Origin of the sequence: Mycolicibacterium arseniciresistens (assembly GCF_030519285.1) — a bacterium.
GTDB classification, from domain to species: domain Bacteria; phylum Actinomycetota; class Actinomycetes; order Mycobacteriales; family Mycobacteriaceae; genus Mycobacterium; species Mycobacterium arseniciresistens.
Window position 1 is genome coordinate 1 of sequence record NZ_JAUMSQ010000348.1, and the last position, 404, is coordinate 404.

The window sequence follows — 404 nt, forward strand, 5'->3', positions numbered from 1 at the left end:
ACATCGGCGGAGTCTTCCCCAAGGGCGCCCCGGTCACCGCGATCGCAAAGTCGCCCAACAGCATCGACCTGTTCATCACCGGCAACGACGGCCGTGTCTACACCTCCTGGTGGTACCAGGGCGCCGACTGGTCAGGACTGACCAACACCTGGCGCAGCATCGGCGGAGTCTTCCCCAAGGGCGCACCGGTCACCGCGATCGCGACGTCGCCCAACAGCATCGACCTGTTCATCACCGGCAACGACGGCCGTGTCTACACCTCCTGGTGGTACCAGGGCGCCGACTGGTCAGGACTGAACAACACCTGGCGCAGCATCGGCGGAGTCTTCCCCAAGGGCGCACCGGTCACCGCGATCGCGAAGTCGCCCAACAGCATCGACCTGTTCATCACCGGCAACGACGGC

1 protein-coding gene is annotated in these 404 nt (G+C 65.3%); it reads left to right on the forward strand.

Annotated elements, in window-relative coordinates; all coding sequences use genetic code 11:
- Window positions 1-404 (forward strand): PLL family lectin (locus tag Q2100_RS27995; protein WP_302916666.1); only part of this gene is annotated, 404 nt, incomplete at both ends.